This window comes from Streptomyces sp. PR69 (assembly GCF_026420845.1).
Classification (GTDB): domain Bacteria; phylum Actinomycetota; class Actinomycetes; order Streptomycetales; family Streptomycetaceae; genus Streptomyces.
The window spans coordinates 260,531-278,102 of the sequence record NZ_JAOWCB010000005.1; the positions used below are offsets into that span (position 1 = coordinate 260,531).

General features: G+C 72.2%; 17 protein-coding genes. 7 read left to right on the plus strand and 10 right to left on the minus strand.

The window, feature by feature from the left end; translation table 11 throughout:
• Positions 1–12: 12 nt before the first annotated feature.
• The 6 genes from OF819_RS07305 to OF819_RS07330 form a co-directional block, all read right to left on the minus strand.
• Complete coding sequence (locus OF819_RS07305) at positions 13–1,215, minus strand: cytochrome P450 (RefSeq protein ID WP_267242539.1); 1,203 nt, start codon at positions 1,213–1,215, stop codon at positions 13–15.
• A 46-nt stretch (positions 1,216–1,261) separates the two neighbouring features.
• Positions 1,262–1,930: a TenA family protein gene (locus tag OF819_RS07310; RefSeq protein WP_267242540.1), complete on the minus strand. Its 669-nt coding sequence runs from the start codon at positions 1,928–1,930 to the stop codon at positions 1,262–1,264.
• Positions 1,931–1,973: 43 nt separating this feature from the next.
• Complete coding sequence (gene asnB, locus OF819_RS07315; protein WP_267242541.1) at positions 1,974–3,821, minus strand: asparagine synthase (glutamine-hydrolyzing); 1,848 nt, start codon at positions 3,819–3,821, stop codon at positions 1,974–1,976.
• Positions 3,809–4,996, minus strand: coding sequence for a nucleotide disphospho-sugar-binding domain-containing protein (locus OF819_RS07320; protein WP_267242542.1), 1,188 nt, complete (start codon positions 4,994–4,996; stop codon positions 3,809–3,811). Before OF819_RS07320 ends, asnB begins: the two co-directional genes overlap by 13 nt.
• A 136-nt stretch (positions 4,997–5,132) precedes the next feature.
• A complete protein-coding gene (locus OF819_RS07325; protein WP_267242543.1) occupies positions 5,133–6,752 on the minus strand; it encodes a multicopper oxidase family protein in 1,620 nt (539 codons plus the stop codon).
• Positions 6,749–7,240 carry a hypothetical protein gene (locus tag OF819_RS07330; RefSeq protein WP_267242544.1) on the minus strand — a complete coding sequence of 164 codons (492 nt, stop codon included), beginning with the start codon at positions 7,238–7,240 and terminating at the stop codon, positions 6,749–6,751. Before OF819_RS07330 ends, OF819_RS07325 begins: the two co-directional genes overlap by 4 nt.
• A gap of 145 nt (positions 7,241–7,385) precedes the next feature.
• Here OF819_RS07330 and OF819_RS07335 point away from each other — a divergent pair, with 145 nt between their 5' ends.
• Together OF819_RS07335 and OF819_RS07340 are read left to right on the plus strand one after the other, a co-directional pair.
• Positions 7,386–8,651, plus strand: coding sequence for an NAD(P)-binding domain-containing protein (locus OF819_RS07335; RefSeq protein WP_267242545.1), 1,266 nt, complete (start codon positions 7,386–7,388; stop codon positions 8,649–8,651).
• Entirely contained in the window at positions 8,648–9,088 is a 441-nt protein-coding gene (locus tag OF819_RS07340; RefSeq protein ID WP_267242546.1) for an SCP2 sterol-binding domain-containing protein, read from the plus strand. Before OF819_RS07335 ends, OF819_RS07340 begins: the two co-directional genes overlap by 4 nt.
• 80 nt (positions 9,089–9,168) lie before the next feature.
• Here the strand turns inward: OF819_RS07340 and OF819_RS07345 are convergent, their stop codons facing one another.
• Positions 9,169–9,597: a hypothetical protein gene (locus tag OF819_RS07345; protein ID WP_267242547.1), complete on the minus strand. Its 429-nt coding sequence runs from the start codon at positions 9,595–9,597 to the stop codon at positions 9,169–9,171.
• Positions 9,597–10,787, minus strand: coding sequence for a molybdopterin-dependent oxidoreductase (locus tag OF819_RS07350; protein WP_267242572.1), 1,191 nt, complete (start codon positions 10,785–10,787; stop codon positions 9,597–9,599). The genes OF819_RS07345 and OF819_RS07350 overlap by 1 nt, the downstream gene beginning before the upstream one ends.
• Positions 10,788–11,008: 221 nt before the next feature.
• On the opposite strand from OF819_RS07350, the gene OF819_RS07355 reads away from it, so the two are divergent.
• Positions 11,009–12,463, plus strand: a complete 1,455-nt coding sequence (locus OF819_RS07355) for a glycosyltransferase 87 family protein (protein ID WP_267242548.1) — start codon at positions 11,009–11,011, stop codon at positions 12,461–12,463.
• 383 nt (positions 12,464–12,846) lie between these two features.
• Complete coding sequence (locus OF819_RS07360) at positions 12,847–14,772, plus strand: M64 family metallopeptidase (RefSeq protein WP_267242549.1); 1,926 nt, start codon at positions 12,847–12,849, stop codon at positions 14,770–14,772.
• Between the two features lie 39 nt (positions 14,773–14,811).
• Here OF819_RS07360 and OF819_RS07365 read toward each other — a convergent pair whose 3' ends face one another.
• On the minus strand, positions 14,812–15,039 hold the full coding sequence (locus OF819_RS07365; protein WP_267242573.1) for a DUF397 domain-containing protein: 228 nt from the start codon (positions 15,037–15,039) through the stop codon (positions 14,812–14,814).
• 63 nt (positions 15,040–15,102) lie between these two features.
• The gene (locus OF819_RS07370) at positions 15,103–15,963 is read right to left on the minus strand and encodes a helix-turn-helix domain-containing protein (RefSeq protein ID WP_267242550.1); all 861 of its coding nucleotides are present in this window, start codon (positions 15,961–15,963) and stop codon (positions 15,103–15,105) included.
• Positions 15,964–16,132: 169 nt separating this feature from the next.
• Here OF819_RS07370 and OF819_RS07375 point away from each other — a divergent pair, with 169 nt between their 5' ends.
• The 3 genes from OF819_RS07375 to OF819_RS07385 are packed head-to-tail and all read left to right on the plus strand — an operon-like array spanning position 16,133 to position 17,476.
• A complete protein-coding gene (locus tag OF819_RS07375; RefSeq protein ID WP_267242574.1) occupies positions 16,133–16,567 on the plus strand; it encodes an ATP-binding protein in 435 nt (144 codons plus the stop codon).
• Positions 16,561–17,037 (plus strand): hypothetical protein, encoded by a 477-nt coding sequence (locus tag OF819_RS07380; RefSeq protein ID WP_416370485.1) that lies wholly within the window; start codon positions 16,561–16,563, stop codon positions 17,035–17,037. Before OF819_RS07375 ends, OF819_RS07380 begins: the two co-directional genes overlap by 7 nt.
• Positions 17,038–17,065: 28 nt before the next feature.
• Positions 17,066–17,476 (plus strand): hypothetical protein, encoded by a 411-nt coding sequence (locus OF819_RS07385; RefSeq protein WP_267242551.1) that lies wholly within the window; start codon positions 17,066–17,068, stop codon positions 17,474–17,476.
• The last annotated feature ends 96 nt before the right edge of the window (positions 17,477–17,572 follow it).

Sequence of the window (17,572 nt, forward strand, 5' to 3'; positions counted from 1 at the left end):
GCGTCACCCTCCTCACCACTCGACGGGGATCTCGGTGAAGCCCTCCATGAAGCCGCCCAGAGCGCGCGGCAGCTCCTCCGCCTTGGCGGCGAGGCGGATGTTGGGGAAGCGGCGCAGCAGGGACTCGGTGGCGACCTGCAGCTCCATCCGGGCCAGGGCCGCGCCCACGCAGTAGTGCAGGCCCGCGCCGAAGGTCATGTGGTGGTTCTCCTTGCGGCGGATGTCCAGTTCGAAGGGGCACTCGAAGACCTCGGGGTCCATGTTCGCGCCCTCTTCGGAGAGCAGGACGCTGGTGCCCTTCTTGATGACGGAGCCGTCGGAGAGCGGGATGTCGTCGATCGCGTACCGCATGGTGCCCACCGACGAGCCCATGATCTGGGTGCGCAGCAGCTCCTCCACCGCGGACGGCACCAGCGAGAAGTCCGCCTGGATCTCACGCACCAGGTCCCGGCGGTGCAGCAGCACCGCGGTGCCCGTGCCGATCTGGCTGGCGGTGGTGACATAGCCGGCGATCAGCAGGCCCTGTGTCCAGAAGTGCAGCTCGTGCTCGTTCAGCCGGCTGTCGTCCTCGTCGTCCCGCACCCGGATCAGCTCGCTGACCAGGTCGTCGCCCGGGTTCTCCCGCTTGGACTCGATCAGGTCGCCCAGGTACTTCCACAGGTTCTGCCGGCACTCGCCGACCTTCTCCGGAGGCAGCTTCGTCACCGACAGGAAGCCGTCGACATAGGCGCGGAACTGGTCCCGGTCCTCCGCCGGCACGCCCAGCAGCTTGCAGATGACCTTGATGGGCAGCGGGAACGCGAACGCCTCGTTCAGCTCGGCCGGCTGCGGGCCCGCCGCCATCTCGTCCAGCAGTTCGTCGGCGACCTGCTGGACGTAGGGGCGCAGCGCCTCGATCCGGCGCGCCGTGAACGCCTTGGTGACCAGGGAGCGCACCCGGGTGTGCTCCGGCGGGTCCGGGTCGATGTTCGGGTCCATGAACAGGTCGTTGTCCTTGGAGATCCGCGCGCAGTCGGGGCGGGCGATATTGCGGGAGAGCCGCTTGTCGGCGAAGAGCGCCCGCACGTCCTTGTAGCGGGTCACCAGCAGTGCGACGTCCCCGCTCGGCAGCGTCACCTCCATCGCGGACGAGTCGTGCACATGGCGGAGTGCCTCGGGGACCTGCATGGGCGGGGTCCACGCGAACGGATACCTGGGCGGGGTCTGGGTGCTCACAGCAGTCCCTTCCGGTCAAAGGTGTGCGAAGAGAGTTCTTGTGTTGTCAGAAGGGCCAGCCCGGCCGGGACCACGCCGCCTCGGCAAAGGCCCACTCGTACCGTGTGCTGACGCTGAAGTGCTTGACGAGCTCGGCGCGCTCCGCGTCGCCGAGCTCCTTGCCGAGCCGGTCGGCGGCGCCCATGAAGGCCTTCACGGCATAGCCGTAGCCCTCGCCCGGGTGGTACACCTCGATCCAGCGCGCATAGCGCGAACCGGGCGTGTGCCGCTCCAGCAGATCGTTGGACACCTGGTAGTTGAACCAGACCATCGGCAGCAGCGCCCCGAAGCCGGCCGCGAAGGACCGGGCGCTCGCCGCCTGGAAGAAGGCGCAGTGCGCATGCGTCGCCGGGTCGGGCATGCCGTCCGGGCCAAGCTCCGGCGCGTCCAGCTCCCCGCACAGCTCCCCGTACGCCTCGCGCAGCCGGTCCCGCGCCTCCAGCGTTCCGGTGATGGACCGGCCCAGCAGCGCCACCTGGTCGTCGGTGCGTGACGCCGCCGCCGTACGGGCCAGCGCCCGGGCGTAGAACGGCAGCAGATACGCCGTGTCCTGCCGTACGAAGTGCGCCAGCGACTCAGGCGGCAGCGAGCCGTCCCGCAGCCCGCTCCAGAAAGGATGCGCCTTCACCTTCTCCAGGGCCGGCGCCGCGAGCTCCTTGAGCTCCTCCTGCAGCATGGAATGTCCCTTCTCAGAAGTCTCTCAGGGGTCTTACGGGGTCTCAGAGGTCCAGGCGCACGCGGTAGTGGCGCAGCCAGGCGTCCAGTTGCAGCACCATCTCCACATTCCTCCGCTCACCCCAGCCGTCCACGGCGATCGGCCGGTCCTCGGCCGCCAGCTCCGCGCACGCCGGACCGTCCAGCAGCGGGCGCACCGGGCTCGACGCATCGGCGACCACCGCGTTGAAGCGGGCGCGCAGCACCTCGCCGTAGCGCGGGTCCTGGGTGATGGGGAAGGGGCTCTTGCGGCGCTGGGTGACCGACGCCGGCAGCAGATCGGCCACCGCGGAGCGCAGCACGCTCTTCTCCCGGCCGTCCGCCGTCTTCATGCCCCACGGGATGTTGTAGACGTACTCCACCAGCCGGTGGTCGCAGTACGGCACCCGAAGCTCCAGGCCCACCGCCATCGACAGCCGGTCGTCGCGCGACAGCAGCAGCGGCAGCCAGCGCGACAGATGGGCGTGGCCCACGACCCGCATGGTGTGCTCCTGGTCCGACTCGCCCGCCACCCGAGGGACCTCGGCGACGGTCTCCGCGTACCGCTGCGCCGAATAGCCGGGTACGTCGATCTTCTTCAGAAAGCCGGGGTCCAGCAGTCCGGTGCTCATGCCGTGCGGGGCGACCCGCAGACCCATCGTCACCCACGGGAAGTTCGCCGTGTCGACCAGCGTCGGGTCGCGGAACGACTGGTAGCCGCCGAAGAGTTCATCCGCGACCTCGCCCATCAGGGCCACGGTCGAGCGCTGCCGCACCGCCCGCAGCAGCAGATACAGCGAGCGGTCCATGTCGGGGATGGGCCGCGGCAGATCCTGGGCGCGCAGCGCGGCCGCGTCCACGACCGGATCGGCGAGGTCCGCGGTGCGCAGCACCACCGGTTCATGGTCCGCGCCCACATGCCGGGCGACCTCCGCGGCATAGGGAGCGTCCGGGTCCTCGTGCCAGAAGTCCTTGCGGAAGCGCTCCGTGTGCCCCTCGAAGTCGACGGCGAAGGTCTTCGGCCGCTCCTTCGCCGACAGGGCGGCGAACGCGGCGATGGCGCTGGAGTCGACCCCGCCCGACAGCAGGGTGCACAGCGGCACGTCGGAGACCAGATGCCCGGCGACGGACTCCTTGAGCAGCCCGCGCACCGTGTCCACGGTGGTTGCCAGACCGTCCTCGTGCGGCCGGTTCGGCAGCTGCCAGTAGCGGGACTCGACCACGGACGACCCATTGCGCACGACGGCCACATGGCCTGCCGGGACCTCCCGCATCCCCCGGTACACCGCATGGCCGGGGGTGGCGATATACGCCAGCAGCTCCGCCATGCCCTCCGCGTCCACGACGCACTCCACCGACGGATGCGCCAGCAGCGCCTTGGGCTCTGAGCCGAAGACGATCCCCCGCCCCGCGCGCGCGTAGTACAGCGGCTTGATGCCCAGCCGGTCCCGGAACATCACCAGCTTCCCGGCGCGCGGATCCCACACGGCGCACGCGAACATGCCGTCCAGGTGCTCGGCGCACCGCTCGCCCCACTCCAGATAGGCGCGCAGCACCACCTCGGTGTCCCCGGCGGTGCGGAAGCGGTGGCCGCGGCCCGCCAGCTCGGCCCGCACCTGGCGGAAGTTGTAGATCTCGCCGTTGTGGACCAGGACGGCGAGGGTCCGGCCGCCCTCCTCGGCGACCATCGGCTGCGGACTGCCCGCCACATCGATCACGGCCAGCCTGCGGTGCCCCAGGACCGCCCGGTCATCGGCCCAGACGGCCTCGTCGTCAGGGCCGCGGTTGGCGAGCGTCGCCGCCATGGCCCGTACGGTGGACGCCTCCTCGGCCAGACCCCGCTCGAAGTCGACCCACCCCGCTATGCCGCACATGCGACCACCCTCGCCTCGATCTCGGCGACCAGCCCGGCCGGGGCGGGCAGGCTCAGCATCTGTTCCCGCAGCTTCACCGCGGCCGCCCGGCAGGCGTCCCCGGCCAGCAGCTTCTCCGTCTCGGCGCGCAGCCGTTCGCCCGTGGCCTCGTCGCGGGTGAGGACCTCGCCCGCGCCAATGGCCACCACCCGGCCCGAGTGGCCGAGATGGTCCGGCAGCTGCGGCACGAGCAGCAGCGGCGCCCCGGCCCGCAGCGCGGTCAGCACGGTGCCCGCGCCGCCGTGCGCCACCACCAGGGAGGCGTCGTCGACCAGCAGATGCAGCGGAGTGTCCTCGACGACCCGCACCAGCCCCGCGGACTCGCCGGGCAGCTCGCCCAGCAGCGCGCGCTGCCCCGCGGTCACGGCGAGGACGACCTCCAGACCCGGCCGGGCGATCGCACGGGCGACCTGCCCGGCCAGGAACCGCTCCGGCGACAGCCGCGCCATGGTGTGACCCCAGGTCACGACCACGCGCTGCACACCGGGCCCCGGCGGGCCGAGCGGGGGATGAGGCGGCCCGCCGGGGCCGTTGAAGGGGACGTACCGCATCGCGAGCCGCGGATGGTCCACCGGCACCTGGAAGCCGTCCGGGCAGGGGTCGACGGTCAGCGCGCCGAACGGGTCGAACGCGCCCACGCCGTTCCGCTCCGCCAGCGGGGCCAGCACCTGCGGCAGCAGCCCGCGGGCGCGCCCCATCAGGTCGGCGCCGTACAGCAGCCGCACCGCCGGAACGCCCGCGGCCGCGGCCGCGATCGGACCGGCCAGCGCGGTCGGTTCAAAGACGACGGCGTCGGCGCGCCAGTCCCGCGCCAGCCGCACCAGATCGTCCGTCATCGAGTCGGCGTGGGCGTAGAACATCTGCATCGCCCGTGGCCCCTTGCCGCTGCGCGGCGTCTGACCAGCGCCGTCCGCCGGCCCGTTCTCGCTCGGCAGCACATAGCCGCGCACCAGGCCCACGGCGTCGACGTCCGCGCCGACCGACGCGCCGGGCAGTCCGGTGCTCGCGGTCAGCCCGGCGAGCTCCGGCTGGCTGGCGACCAGCACGTCATGGCCCGCGGCCCTAAAAGCCCACGCCAGCGGCACCATCGCATACAGATGCGACGGCCAGGCCCAGGTCGTGAACAGTACGCGCATGCTCGCCCCAACCCCTCTCGGTGCACGTGTGAGTGCCGCTGAGACGGTGGCGCAGCCGCCTATCGGTCCGGTCGCGGATGGCTGGAAACCGGCCGGACCGACGGCGGCGGAGCACATCAAGAACTGCTCCAGAGGCTCATATCACCTGGAAGTTCGCCATCATGGCCATGTCCTCGTGCTCCAGGTTGTGGCAGTGGAACATATAGCGGCCGCGATGCCCGGAGAACCTGGCCAGCACATCCACCACCTCGTACGGCCGCACGTCCACGGTGTCCTTCCAGCCCCCGTCCGTGGGCAGCACCTCGCCCCCGCTGCGCGCCACCACCTGGAAGTGGGCCAGATGCAGATGCACGGGGTGGTGGAAGTCGCTGGTGAACCGCCAGCGCTCCACCGTCCCCAGACGCGGCCGCGCCAAGAACTCATCGGAGCGGAACGGCTTCTTGTTCACCGTCCACACCTTCGCCCCGTCCACCTGCGTCTGCCGGAAGTCGAACTGCCGCTCGGCGACGGCGGCCGAGGCGGCCAGCGGCTCCACATCGGCGAGCTTCGCCGGCACCCGGCTGTCGTCCTTCGCCGCACGGGCCACCCGGAACCGCATCACCCGGCGCGTGGAGCCTTCACCGATCCGGTTGACCAGTGCGACCGTCGTGCCGACCGGATAGCGCGAGAAATCGATCACCACGTCATAGCGTTCGGCCGGTGAGATCGGCAGCTCGTCATGCGAGCGGGGCGCGGCCAGCAGCCCGGCGTCGCTGCCCACCTGGGTGAAGGACGCCCCCTCGCGCGGCCCGGGCTCCAGCGCGAGCCGGTAGCGGCGGGCGTTGGAGGCGTTCAGCAGCCGGAAGCGGTAGCGGGCCGCCGCGACCTCAAGCTCCGGCCAGGGCGCGCCGTTGACCAGCACCACATCGCCCATCACCCCCTCCATATAGGCGGCTTCGACACCCGGCTCCCCGGTGAGCGAGGGGTCGAGCGACGGATAGCGCAGCGCCCCGTCCTCGTCGAACGCCCGGTCGCAGATCATCAGCGGGATGTCACGCTCGCCGGACGGCAGGCCCAGCGCCTCCTCCTCGTCGTCATGGACGAGGAACATCCCGGCGAGGCCCCGCCACACCTGCGGTGCGCTGAAGTCCATCCGGTGGTCGTGGTACCAGAGCGTGGCGGCGGGCTGGTCGAGCGGATACACATAGTCCTTGGCGAGCTGCGTCACCGTCCAGTCGTCCGGGGCGACATGCATCACGCCTCCGTGACCGCTCCCATGGCCGCCGCCGTTCCCCGGTCCGCCGGGGTGATGGCGGTACCCCTTGGGCACCACCAGATCCGTCGGATAGCCGTCCGACGCCGGGGCCTGGATGCCGCCGTGCAGATGCGTCGAGGTGGGCGCCGGCAGCTCGTTGCGGACGTTCACCACGATCTGACGGCCGGAACGGGCCGTGATCGTCGTACCGGGAAACGTTCCGTCGTATCCCCACACCTCAGTCTTCAGCCCCGGCAGGATCTCCACCTCGGCGGCGCGCTGCACCAGCTCATAGCGGTCGACGCCGCCCGCCGCCCGCACGGGCACGGCCGTACGCGGGACCGGCAGCGGCGTCCCGTACGGCCGCGGCAGCCTCGCCGCGCTGGTCAGCAGCTCGCCGGAGACCTCGCGGTGCAGGCTGCCGCAGCCGGCGATCCCGGCCGCGGCGGCGGCCCCGCCGAGCGAGACCGCGCCCGCGAGCCCCAGAAACCGCCGGCGGTGCATCGGCTTCCCGGCGCTCATCGGCGGCCGCCGCGGGCGATGAACGACCAGAACACCAGCGCGGTCGCACCCGCGACCAGGGCCACGCCCAGCGGGATGTGCAGAGCCAGGGAGCGGGAGTACCCGAAGCCGCTCTGCGTCTGCACCAGAAAGGCGATCAGCACGGTGACGGGCATCGGCCACCAGGGCCCCCGCCCCGGCCGCCACAGCAGCACCGCGGAGACGACCATCAGCCAGCTCAGAAAGGCGATCGTGTGCGCATTGACCTCGTGCAGCGCCAGCAGATCCACATCACCCGTGATGAACATCCCGGCCAGTACCGCCTGCACCAGCGTCAGCAGCAGAAACGCGATGGCCAGAGCGCGCACCGCGATCAGCGGCCAGCGCCGGACCCTGCGCACCGCGGGACGCCCGGCGTCCGCGCCGGGCTGCGGAGACAAGGGGGCCGCCCGCCCTGACGAGGCGGCGGCCGGGGAGTCCGCCGAGCGGACATCCGGTGTGTGGCTCATGAGGAACCTCTCCCAATCGTCGACCCCCATGACCCTGACACCGGCGACTCGAGCAGAACTTGAGCGACGGAACCGTTCCTCGATCCGGCATCGAGCGGCGGCGGAGACGTTGGTAGCGCATCCCTACGCCATGGAGGCTTCACCGATGGCTACGACTCCGCTCTTCCGCGTCATCCTGCGGATGGAAATCCGGCCCGGCACACAGGACGACTTCGAACGCACCTGGTGGGAGGTGGGCTCCGCGATCGCCCGGCAGCCAGCCAACCGGGGGCAGACGCTGACGCGCGCGACGGAGGGCGAGGGCGGCGCACCCGTCTACTACGTGATCACCGACTGGACGGACGAGGAGTCGTTCCGGGCCTTCGAGGTCAGCGAAGCCCACGTCGGGCACCGCAAGCGGCTCGGCCGTTACCGTACCGGCGGTGAGATGACCACCACTCAGGTCGTGTACGAGATCCCCCCGGCGGCCGCCGCACCCCGAGCCCCGGCCGCCGGCGGAAGCGCCGGCGAGGAGCGCCCCGCCCTCGCTTTCATCGGACTGGGCAACATGGGCGGCGGCATGGCCGCCCGCCTGCTCGACTCCGGCCGCCGGCTCACCGTCCACAACCGCACCGCCGCCAAGGCCCGCCCGCTCGTCGAGGCCGGGGCCGTCGCCGCCGACAGCCCCGCCGACGCGGCCCGGGGGCACTCCGTCGTGCTGCTCAGCCTCAGCGACGAAGCCGCCGTGGACGAGGTGCTCTTCCGGCAGATCGTCCCCGTCCTGGCGCCGGGCAGCATCGTCGTCGACACCTCCACCGTCTCACCGGAGTACGCGCGGCGCGCCGCCGCGCGGCTGGCCGACGCCGGGCTCCGGCGCGTCGAGGCCTGCGTCGTCGGCAACCCCCTCCAGGCCCGCGAGGGCAAGCTCCGCGTCTACACCAGCGGCGTCGAACACGACGTCGCCGAGGTCGCGGACATCCTCGACGCGATCGGCTCCGAGGTGCTGCACCTCGGCGCGCCCGGCGCCGCCGCCACCCTCAAACTCATCTTCAATCTGCTGCTCGGCGCCCAGGTCGCCTCGCTCTCCGAGGCCGTCGCCTACGGAGTGCGGGCGGGCCTGGACCGCGACCGGCTGCTGTCGGCGATCGCCGAGAGCGGCTTCAGCTCGATCGTGATGCGCTTCCGCGCCGAGCTGATGCGCAAGGGCAGCTACGAACCCGCCTTCTTCCGTTCCGCGCTGATGGAGAAGGACCTGCGCCTCGCCATCGACGACGCGAAGGGCGCGGGCGTCGAACTGCCCGTCCTGGACACCGTACGGGCCGGGTTCGCCGCCGTCGTCGCGGCGGGCGACGGCGACAAGGACGCCTCGGTCCTCATCGAGCACACCACGCCCGCGGCTGCCGCACAGCCGCCCCAGGGAGCCGCCTCATGACCCCGCACGCCCCGGACGCCCGCCACCACCGGCTGAAAGTCCTCGCCGAGGCGGGCGCGGCCGCCCGCGCGGGCCGCGCCCCGTCCGACGACGTCGACCGGCTGCTGGAGCTCGTCTTCGAGTGGTTCCGCTCCAACTTCCGCCCGGAGCGCGCGCACGGCCGCTCCGGGATCTTCCGGTACGCCGTCAACACCCCGCTCGGGGTCCGCCACCGCTTTATCGTCGTCGACGCCGGCGCCTGCACGGCGGCCGCTTCCGCGGACCGCCCGGCCGATGCCACGATCGGCGTGGACCTCGACGATCTGATCGCGCTCGCGGTCGGCGAACTCAAAGGCACCGATGCCTTCGTCAACGGACGCCTGAAGATCTCGGGCGATGTCTTCTTCGCCATGAACTGGATCGAGTGGTTCGGCTCACGCAGCACCGCGCGCGACTAGCTGCCGACGGGACAGCGGCCCCGGCAGGGGGTGCGGGGCTCCGCCGCGTTGAAACGGACGGGCGGGGAGAGCGCGCCGTGTCACCGGTGGCGGTGGAGGCGGGGGGTGCGGAGCCAGGACGGGCGGTGGGGGCGGCGGCCCCGCAGGGCGCGGGCCGTCAGGATGAGGGCCGTGGCGATCGCGATCGCCGCCATGGCGAGCAGCCAGTTGCGGGGGTAGTCCAGCGGCAGCACCGACGGGTTGCGCCGGACCGGCGCCAGCAGCGGCGGGAGCGCGATCGCCGTCAGCGCGCCCGCGACGATCAGCACCCCGCGGATCAGCCCGCGCGCCGGGACGCTCGCCACGAGCAGCCCTGCGGTCAGCACGAACGGCGCGATGAGACCGTCGTGGAGCACGATCGCCCCGGCCAGCCACACCGCCACCTCCGACAGCTCGCCGCCCGCCCACAGCAGCCGCCCGCCGATCGCGATCAGCAGGACGCCGAACGCGCCCACGGCATACCGCATCATCAGATGATCTCCATTCTGGCGACCCACTTGGTCTGCCATACGCCGGGCCGGTTGGGCGCGATGACGCGGGCCGGGAAGCCGTGGTCCAGGGAGAGGACCTGGCCGTTGAGACGCAGGGCCAGCAGGGTCAGCGGGTCCTCGGTGTAGCCGCCGCCCATCTCCATCACCCGGTAGGCGCCTCGCCGTTCCATGGAGACCACCCGGACGAGCGCGTCAGGGCGGCCCCCGGCGCGGGCGACCAGGTCGCGGACGCGGACGCCGCTCCAGTCGGCGTACTTGCTCCAGCCCTCGACGCAGGCGATCGGCAGCCGCACGGTGTGCTGGGCCATGGCGGCGAGTTCGTCGAGGGTCAGTTCGTAGCTGTCGCGGCCCAGCACGGTCAGCCGGTATCCGGACAGGTCCCGGCCGACCATCCCGGCCTGGGCGGCGGAGCGGTTGACGGGCAGGCCCTGTTCGCCGTGGTCGGGATGGCGCGGTGCGAAGAGGTCGAGGTTCTTGAGCGGGGTGACGGTCTGGCCGACGGTGGTCAGGGTGACCGCGCCGACCGCCGCCGACACGCCTGCCAGCAGGGACCGCCGGTCCGGCCCGTCCGCCGCGGGCAGTTCCAGCGTGCCGGGAGACGTCCGGCTCCAGTGCGCCCTGATGTCCGGGTATTTGACGGCGATGTGGAGCACCAGCGAACCGAACACCACCCAGGCGACGGCGAAGTGCACGGGCACGAACGAGAACGGCCAGGGATACCACTGGACCGTGTTCAGCAGCCCGGTGAGCAGCTGGAAAACTGTGGCCGCGACGAGCACCGCGATGGAGAGCCGTTCCAGGGCGTGCCGCACGGATCTGACGGGCGGCCACACGAACAGCCGCGGGTATACGGTCCACAGCTTCGCGAACAGCAGGGGGATCGCGGCGATGCCGCTGGCGACATGGACGCCCTGGGTGAGCCGGTAGCCCCACACGGGCCTGCTGGGGAGCGCTCCGGCCAGCCAGTCGGGCGGTCGCTGCACATAGTGGCTGAGGAACCCGGTGAGGAAGCACAGGGCGATCAGCACGCCCAGCCAGCGGCCGATCACGGTGGCGGTGCGGGGCTCGTGCAGCCGCCCTGTGAACTGCGGCAGCGGCGGCTTGGGCAGCCGCGGCCTCGGCAGGCTCACCGACGGCAGCCGCAACCACCGCAGCCGCAGCGACGGCATGCGCAACGACCGCATACGCAGCGATGGCAGCCGCAGCGGCGGCAGGGTCGGCCGGTGCTCGGGGAGCCGTGGGAGCCGTGGGGGCCAGGGGATCCGTGGGGTCCTCATGACCTCCACCATCCCCCCGGCGGGCCCTGCGCGGGGTGCGCGACACCTTACGGAATGCGGACGTCGCGCGCCGTGTGCGCGTATCCGGCCGCGCCGGATGCCAGGCTGATCCCGTGATCAATCCGCGTACCCTCGCCGCCGGCGGACTGCTGGCGGCTCTGATCGCCGTTGTCGCGCTGACCGTCCGCAAGGACGGCTATGTCTCTGACCCCGTGGGCCTGGCCTGGTGGTATGCCGCCTGCTGGGCGCTGTTCGCCATGGCCGTGTTCACGGTGCGGAAGGCTCCGGTGCGTCAGGCGGCAGTGCTCATCGCGGCCGGCGGCGTCGCGGTCGCGGCGATGGGGCTGCTCGCGCCCCCGCGGACCAGCACGGACTCGTTCCGCTATGCGTGGGACGGCCGGGTGCAGGCGGCCGGGATCTCCCCGTACGATCATCCGCCCGCCGCCCCGGAGCTGGTGAAGCTGCGCGACGACTGGCTGTTTCCCACGGGCGACGCCTGCCGGCTTCCGGAGCGGGCGCGGATTCCTGGGCCGGAGGGCGAACTGCACTGCACACGGATGAACCGGCCGCAGGTTCACACGATCTATCCGCCGGTGGCGGAGGGCTACTTCCTGCTGGTGCACGCCCTCTCCCCGGACGGCTCCCGGCACAAGGGGCTCCAGGTCGGCGGGGTCGCCCTGGCGGCCGGTGTGACGGCGGCCGTGCTGCTGGTGCTGCGGCGGCGCGGCGATCCCCGTCTCGCCGCGCTGTGGGCGTGGTGCCCGATCGTGCCGATCGAGGCGGTGAACAACGCCCATGTGGACGTCTTGGGCGTGCTGTTGGCGGTGGCAGGTCTGGCGCTGGTCGCGCGGCGGCGGCGTGCCGCGGGCGGGGCGCTGCTCGGCGCGGCGGTCGCGGCCAAGCTGATGCCGGCGGTGGTGCTGCCCGGCGCGCTGGCGGGCGTGCGGCGGGTGCGTGACGCGGCCGCCGTGCTGGTGCCCGTCGCCGCGGTGACCGCCGTCGCCTATCTGCCGTATCTGCTGGTGTCGAACAGCTCCGTGCTGGGCTATCTCGGCGGCTATACGGAGGAGGAGGGGTACGACGATCCCTCGGCCCGTCAGCGGTACGCCCTGCTGCGTCTGGTGCTGCCGGACGACTGGGCACTGCCCGCGCTGGTCGTGGCAATGCTCGCGGTCGTGGCGCATGTGCTGCTGCGCGGGGACCCGGAGCGCCCGTGGAGCGGGGCGCTGGCGGTGACGGGCGCGGCCTTTCTCCTCGCCACTCCGGGCTATTCGTGGTACGCGCTGCTGCTGGCCGCCCTGGTGGCGCTGGACGGGCGCTGGGAGTGGCTGGCGGTGGCCGCCGCCGGGGCGGCGAAGTACGTCACGGGCAACTCGGGCGCGGATGCGCAGGTGATGAGCGCCACGGCGTACGGGCTCGCGGCAGGGATCGTGCTCGCGGCCGCGCTGGCGCGCCGTGCGGGGCGGCAGGCCCGCAGCGGGGGCGTGGAGGGCGAAGGGGAACGGGCGGGGCCGTCGTCGGCGGTGGCCGGGACGCTCGGCCGCCGGTCCGTGAGTCACCGGTCCTGAGCCGCCGCGCCGCTGCCCGGCGAGTCGCGGCCGGGCAGCGAGCCCGGCCGTCGAGGGTGCCGGGCCGCGGGCGTGTGACGTCAGTGGTCGGTGCAATTCGAGCATGGCGTGCATGACCGCGGCCGGTACGGCCGGAGCTCGGCGCGGCCGGCGGCGAGCGGCGGGCGCCGCCGGGCTCGGCAAGCACGGCCACGGCCCGTTGCCCCGGCGACCAGGTGAGCGTGGCGGGAGTGCGCCGCGCCTGACCGCGGCGGGCTCGTCGACCCGGCCCCGCGGCGCGGGCGCGCTCGCCGCCGCCTCCCGCGTGCTTCCGGCCAGCCGTGCCACAGCGGCAACTCCGCTGTCTTTACGGGCTGTTGAGCCCGGCTCTACTCTCCGGGCCCATGACCTCACCCGGCATACGTCCCCGAAGAACGTCGCTGCTCGCCACCGCGGGCGCGCTCGTCGCCGTCTGTCTGCTGGGCGGCGGCCCCCCGGCCGCCGCCGATGTGCAGGACACGGCCGGTCCGGTGACCGAGTCCGCGACCGTCGTCCCCGTCCAGACCACGGGCCCCGCCGACAAGCGCTTCAATCTCGTCGTCCTCGGCGACGGCTACACCGCCGATGAGATGTCCGCCTTCCGCGCCGACGTCGACGAGCACCTGAAGGTGCTGTGGTCCATGGAGCCGTTCGCCTCGTACCGCTCGTACATCAATGTGTGGGCGGTGGAGGTCCCCTCCCGCGAGTCCGGTGTGGACTGCGACCCGTCCCTGGACTCGCCGCGCCGCGACACCCCGCTGAACATGGGCTTCTGGGGCGGCTGCAATCCGCGGAGCGTACAGCGGCTGCTGACGGTCGACAGCGGCCCGGCGGGCGCGCTCGCCGGCCTCGTGCCGGGTGCGACCCCGGCCAACCGGCAGATCCTCGCGCTCGCGAACAGCGACACCTACGGGGGCGCGGGCGGCGGCTATGCCACCGCCTCCGGCGGCAATGCGCTGTCCGCGCTGATCACCCCCCATGAGCTGGGGCACTCGCTCGGCAAGCTCCAGGACGAGTACGACTACTACCAGCGCGGGGTGCCCGGCGGCGGCTACCAGGGCGGTGAGCCGGACTCCGCGCACCATACGCTGCTCACCGAGGAGCAGATGCGCGAGCGGCGCGCGAAGTGGTGGCGCTGGCTGGGCGAGGAGAGCGAGGCCGGCGGGATCATCGGCCGTCATGAGGGCGGCCTCTACAGCACCACGGGGGTGTGGCGGCCCAGCCGGCACTCCGCGATGAAGACGCTGGGCTATGCCTTCGACCAGGTAGAGCGGGAGGTGCTGACGCAGAGGATCTCCGCGAAGGTGGATCTCGTCCAGGACCATACGCCCAACACGGCCCCGATCGGCGACGACCGGACGGTCTGGGTGGACACCCTGCATCCGCTGGGCGGCGAACTGGACGTGGTCTGGCGGCTCGACCGGCGTCCGCTGCGTACGCAGGGGGCGCGCACGGTCGATCTGCGCCGGCTGCGGCTGTCTCCCGGCACTCATACGCTGACCGCGACGGTGAGCGATCCGACGCCGTTCGTCCGCGATCCCGCGATCCGGCGCTCCGCCGCGCTGACCCGTACGGTCGTCTGGACGGTGGACACCTCGGTCGACACCCGTCCGGAGCCGGTGACGCCCGCCTTCACCGGTCACACGGACACGGCGACGCCGGTGGGAGCGTCGAGCGTGGTGTATGCGGACACCACCCATCCGGTCGACCGTACGCTGAGGGTCCGCTGGGCTCTGGACGGCCGTCCGCTGGCCAATGGGGGCAACGACCGCGATCTGGATCTGAGCGCGCTGCGGCTGCGGCCCGGGACCCATGTCCTGACAGCCCGTATCGCGGGCACGGCGGCCCGGCTCAGCTGGACGGTGGACGCCTCGCCGGCGCGGGCCGCGTACCGGCTCTCGGAGCCGCTGCGCACGGTGCACCGCCCCGGCCGGCCGGTGGAGTATGTGTACGACGGCCCGTTCACGATGGCGCTTTCGGCCCGGGACGACCGGGCGGGCGCGGTGGTGCGGGAGTTCCGGGTCGACGGCGACGGCTGGCAGACGTACTACGGCTGGCCGACCGACTCGGACGCCCCATACCGCTTCACTCCGAGCGGCACCGTCATCGACGGTCTGGTCTTCGGCAAGCTCGGCAGGCATCGCGCGGCGCCGTGGGACGACGCCACACCCGACTACGGCACCCACACGATCGAGTACCGGACGGTCGACGCCGCGGGCAATGTCTCAAAGCCGGGGAGCTTCCTGGTGACGCTGCTGCCGCCGCTGCCGTACGGCCCGGAAGCGCCATAGGCCCGCCCGTCAGGGGAAGGAGGCGGGACGGGCGGCGGGTCAGCCGCGGCTCGGGGTGAGCAGGAAGTCCGCCTGACCCGCCTTCGCCCCCTCGATGAAGGCCGCGATCTCGGAGGAGGTGTAGATCAGCGCTGGACCGTCGGGGTCGGCGGACTGGCGTACGGCGACACGGCCGTCCGCGAGCCTGAGCGCTTCGACGCAGTTGCCGCCGTTGCCTCCGCTCCACGGCTTCAGCCAGCCCGCCTCGCCCAGTTCCGAGGCGGGCATGCCGTTGTAGATGCCGTCCCGCACGCCGTTGTGCGTCCCCTCGGCTTTGCCGTCCGTCACAGCTCACAGCTCCTTGCGGAGATCGCGGAGGATCTCCTTCGTACGTTGTGCGGTCGCGGCCTGGGCCGCCATGCGGTCCATGACCTCCAGGTGGGAGGCGACTTCGGGGCGGGCGTCGAGATAGACGGCCCCGGTCAGATACTCGCTGTAGACCATGTCCGGCAGTTCGGGAATGGCGAACCGGAACAGGACGAACGGCCCATAGGTGCCGGGGTGGTGCCCGGCCTTGAACTCCGCGATCTGCAGGGTGACATGGGGCAGTTGAGCCCCTTCCAGCAACCGGTCGATCTGGGCGCGCATCACGCCCGGCCCGCCGACCGGCCTGCGGAACACCGTCTCATCCATGATCACCCAGAATCTGGGCGCGTCGGGCCGGGTGAGCAGGGACTGGCGTTCCATGCGCAGGGCGACATGCCCCTCGATCTCCTCCGGGTCGGTCTGGCCGAGGGCGCCGCTGTGCATGATGGCGCGTGCGTAGTCCTCGGTCTGCAACAGCCCGGGGACATAGTGCGGTTCATACGAACGAATGAGGCTGGCCGAGCCCTCCAGACTGACGTACATGCTGAACCAGTTGGGCAGCACATCGTGGAACCGCTGCCACCAGCCGGGCTTGTTGGCCTCCTCCGCCAGCTCGACGAAGTGCCGGGCCTCCTCCTCGGGCACGCCGTAGGCGCCGAGCAGCAGTTGCACATACGGGATCTTCAGGGCGACCTCGGCGGTCTCCATACGCCGGATGGTGCCCGCCGCGACGCGCAGCACCTTCGCCGCGTCCTCACGCCGGAGTCCGGCTCGTTCCCGCAGGTCCTGCAGGCGTTTGCCCAGGACGACCTGGCCCACGGTGGGGGCGGACCGCGGTTCGCTCACTTCGCGTCACCCACTTCGATCCTCTCCCATGTGCCGGTGCGAGCAGTGTGCCACGGGCCCCGCGACAATGAATATGCCCACTCTGAAAAATTCATAGTGGGCCTTGCCAAGGTGGGTGCGGGGACGGGAAAGTGGTTGCGTGAACCGTGACGCGCTCACCGCCCAGCTCATGGACCCGTCTTCGGGGACCGCCTCGGGAACCGACTGCCGCAGATACGGCTTCGAGCTGCCCGCGCGCGTCGAATGCGTCGCCCGCGCCCGCACGCTGACCGGCGAACGGCTCGGTTCCTGGGGCATCGGCGGCGATGTCCGGGACACGGCGCTGCTGATCGTCTCCGAGCTGGTGACCAACGCGGTCGTGCACACCGGCGGCGCGCTCGTCGCCTGCGAACTCCTCATCCACGCACAGCACTTGCGCATCACCGTCCAGGACCAGGGAGCAGCCCCCACCGGCCCGCATGTCTGCCGGGTCTCGGACGAGGAGCGCGGCCGCGGGCTGCTGCTGGTGGAAGCCGTCAGCAGCGCATGGGGCACGCATGCGGCGAGCGCCGGGGCCGGCCGCGTCGTCTGGGCCGAACTGCCCCGCACGGCGCGCCCGTGCTGAGGAATCTGGCGACGCTGCTGAGCCGGAGCCGCCGCGCCGCGGAACACCTCGCCGCGGAACACCAGAGCGGACGAGGAGGCAGTCAGCCCGCCCTTCGCCAACTGGAGCTCCCGCCCCGGCTCGCCCCCACTCTCGGCTGTGACGCCGTCGGCTTTCCCGCGCGCTACGGCGCGCGGATGCTGGCCCGACTGCCGCGCGCGGGCTGTGTCTTCGCCGAAGGCCACTGGTGGTGGTGGATCGTTCCGGCCGGCTCCGACCTTGAGGTCGTGTGGCCGCTGCCCGCACACTACGCACCCGGCGCCCGGGTGCCGGTCACCCGTCCGCGGCTGGTCCACCGGCCCGACGAGACACGCGACGGCGCGCATGGCGTCGCCGCCCCCTACACTCCGCCCATCCCGCTCTATGTGCTCGCCTGCCAGCTCACGGGCACCGCGCCGCTGTGGACGGCGGGAGCGGGCAGCGCGCACTGAGCCGGTCCCGGCGACTAGTCTGCTGACCATGTCAGAAGCCAATACGAGCCCCGATGCGAGCGTGGCCGCGCGCCCGGACACGGCCGTGGACTCAGCCGTGGACCCAGCCATGGACACAGCCCATGCAGGCCCGGACGCACACCCGCAGGCGGGCCCCGAGGCGGGCGCGGAGCGTGAGGGCCTCACACCGCGGCAGGCCCGCCGGGTACGGATAGTCCTCTCGGCGCTCATCATGATCGCCGCGGCCGCGGTGCTGGCGCTGCGGCTCGGCAGCACCCATTCGATGCTCACCGTGGGCTTCTACGGCATGGCCCTGATCCTTTCCGGAAGCGCCCTGGTGCTCAGCAAACAGGGCCGCACGAAGGTGGCCACGGCGGTGCTCGGCCTCGGGGTGGCGGTGGCGCTCGCGGGGGAGTGGGCCGTCGCGTCGATGCGCTGACTCGTCCTGGCCGGGGCCGGGCACAGGGAAGGCCCCCGCCCGGAAACTCTCCTGCTCGGGGCGGGGGCCGTGGTCCGGCCCGGCGAGGGCCAGGTC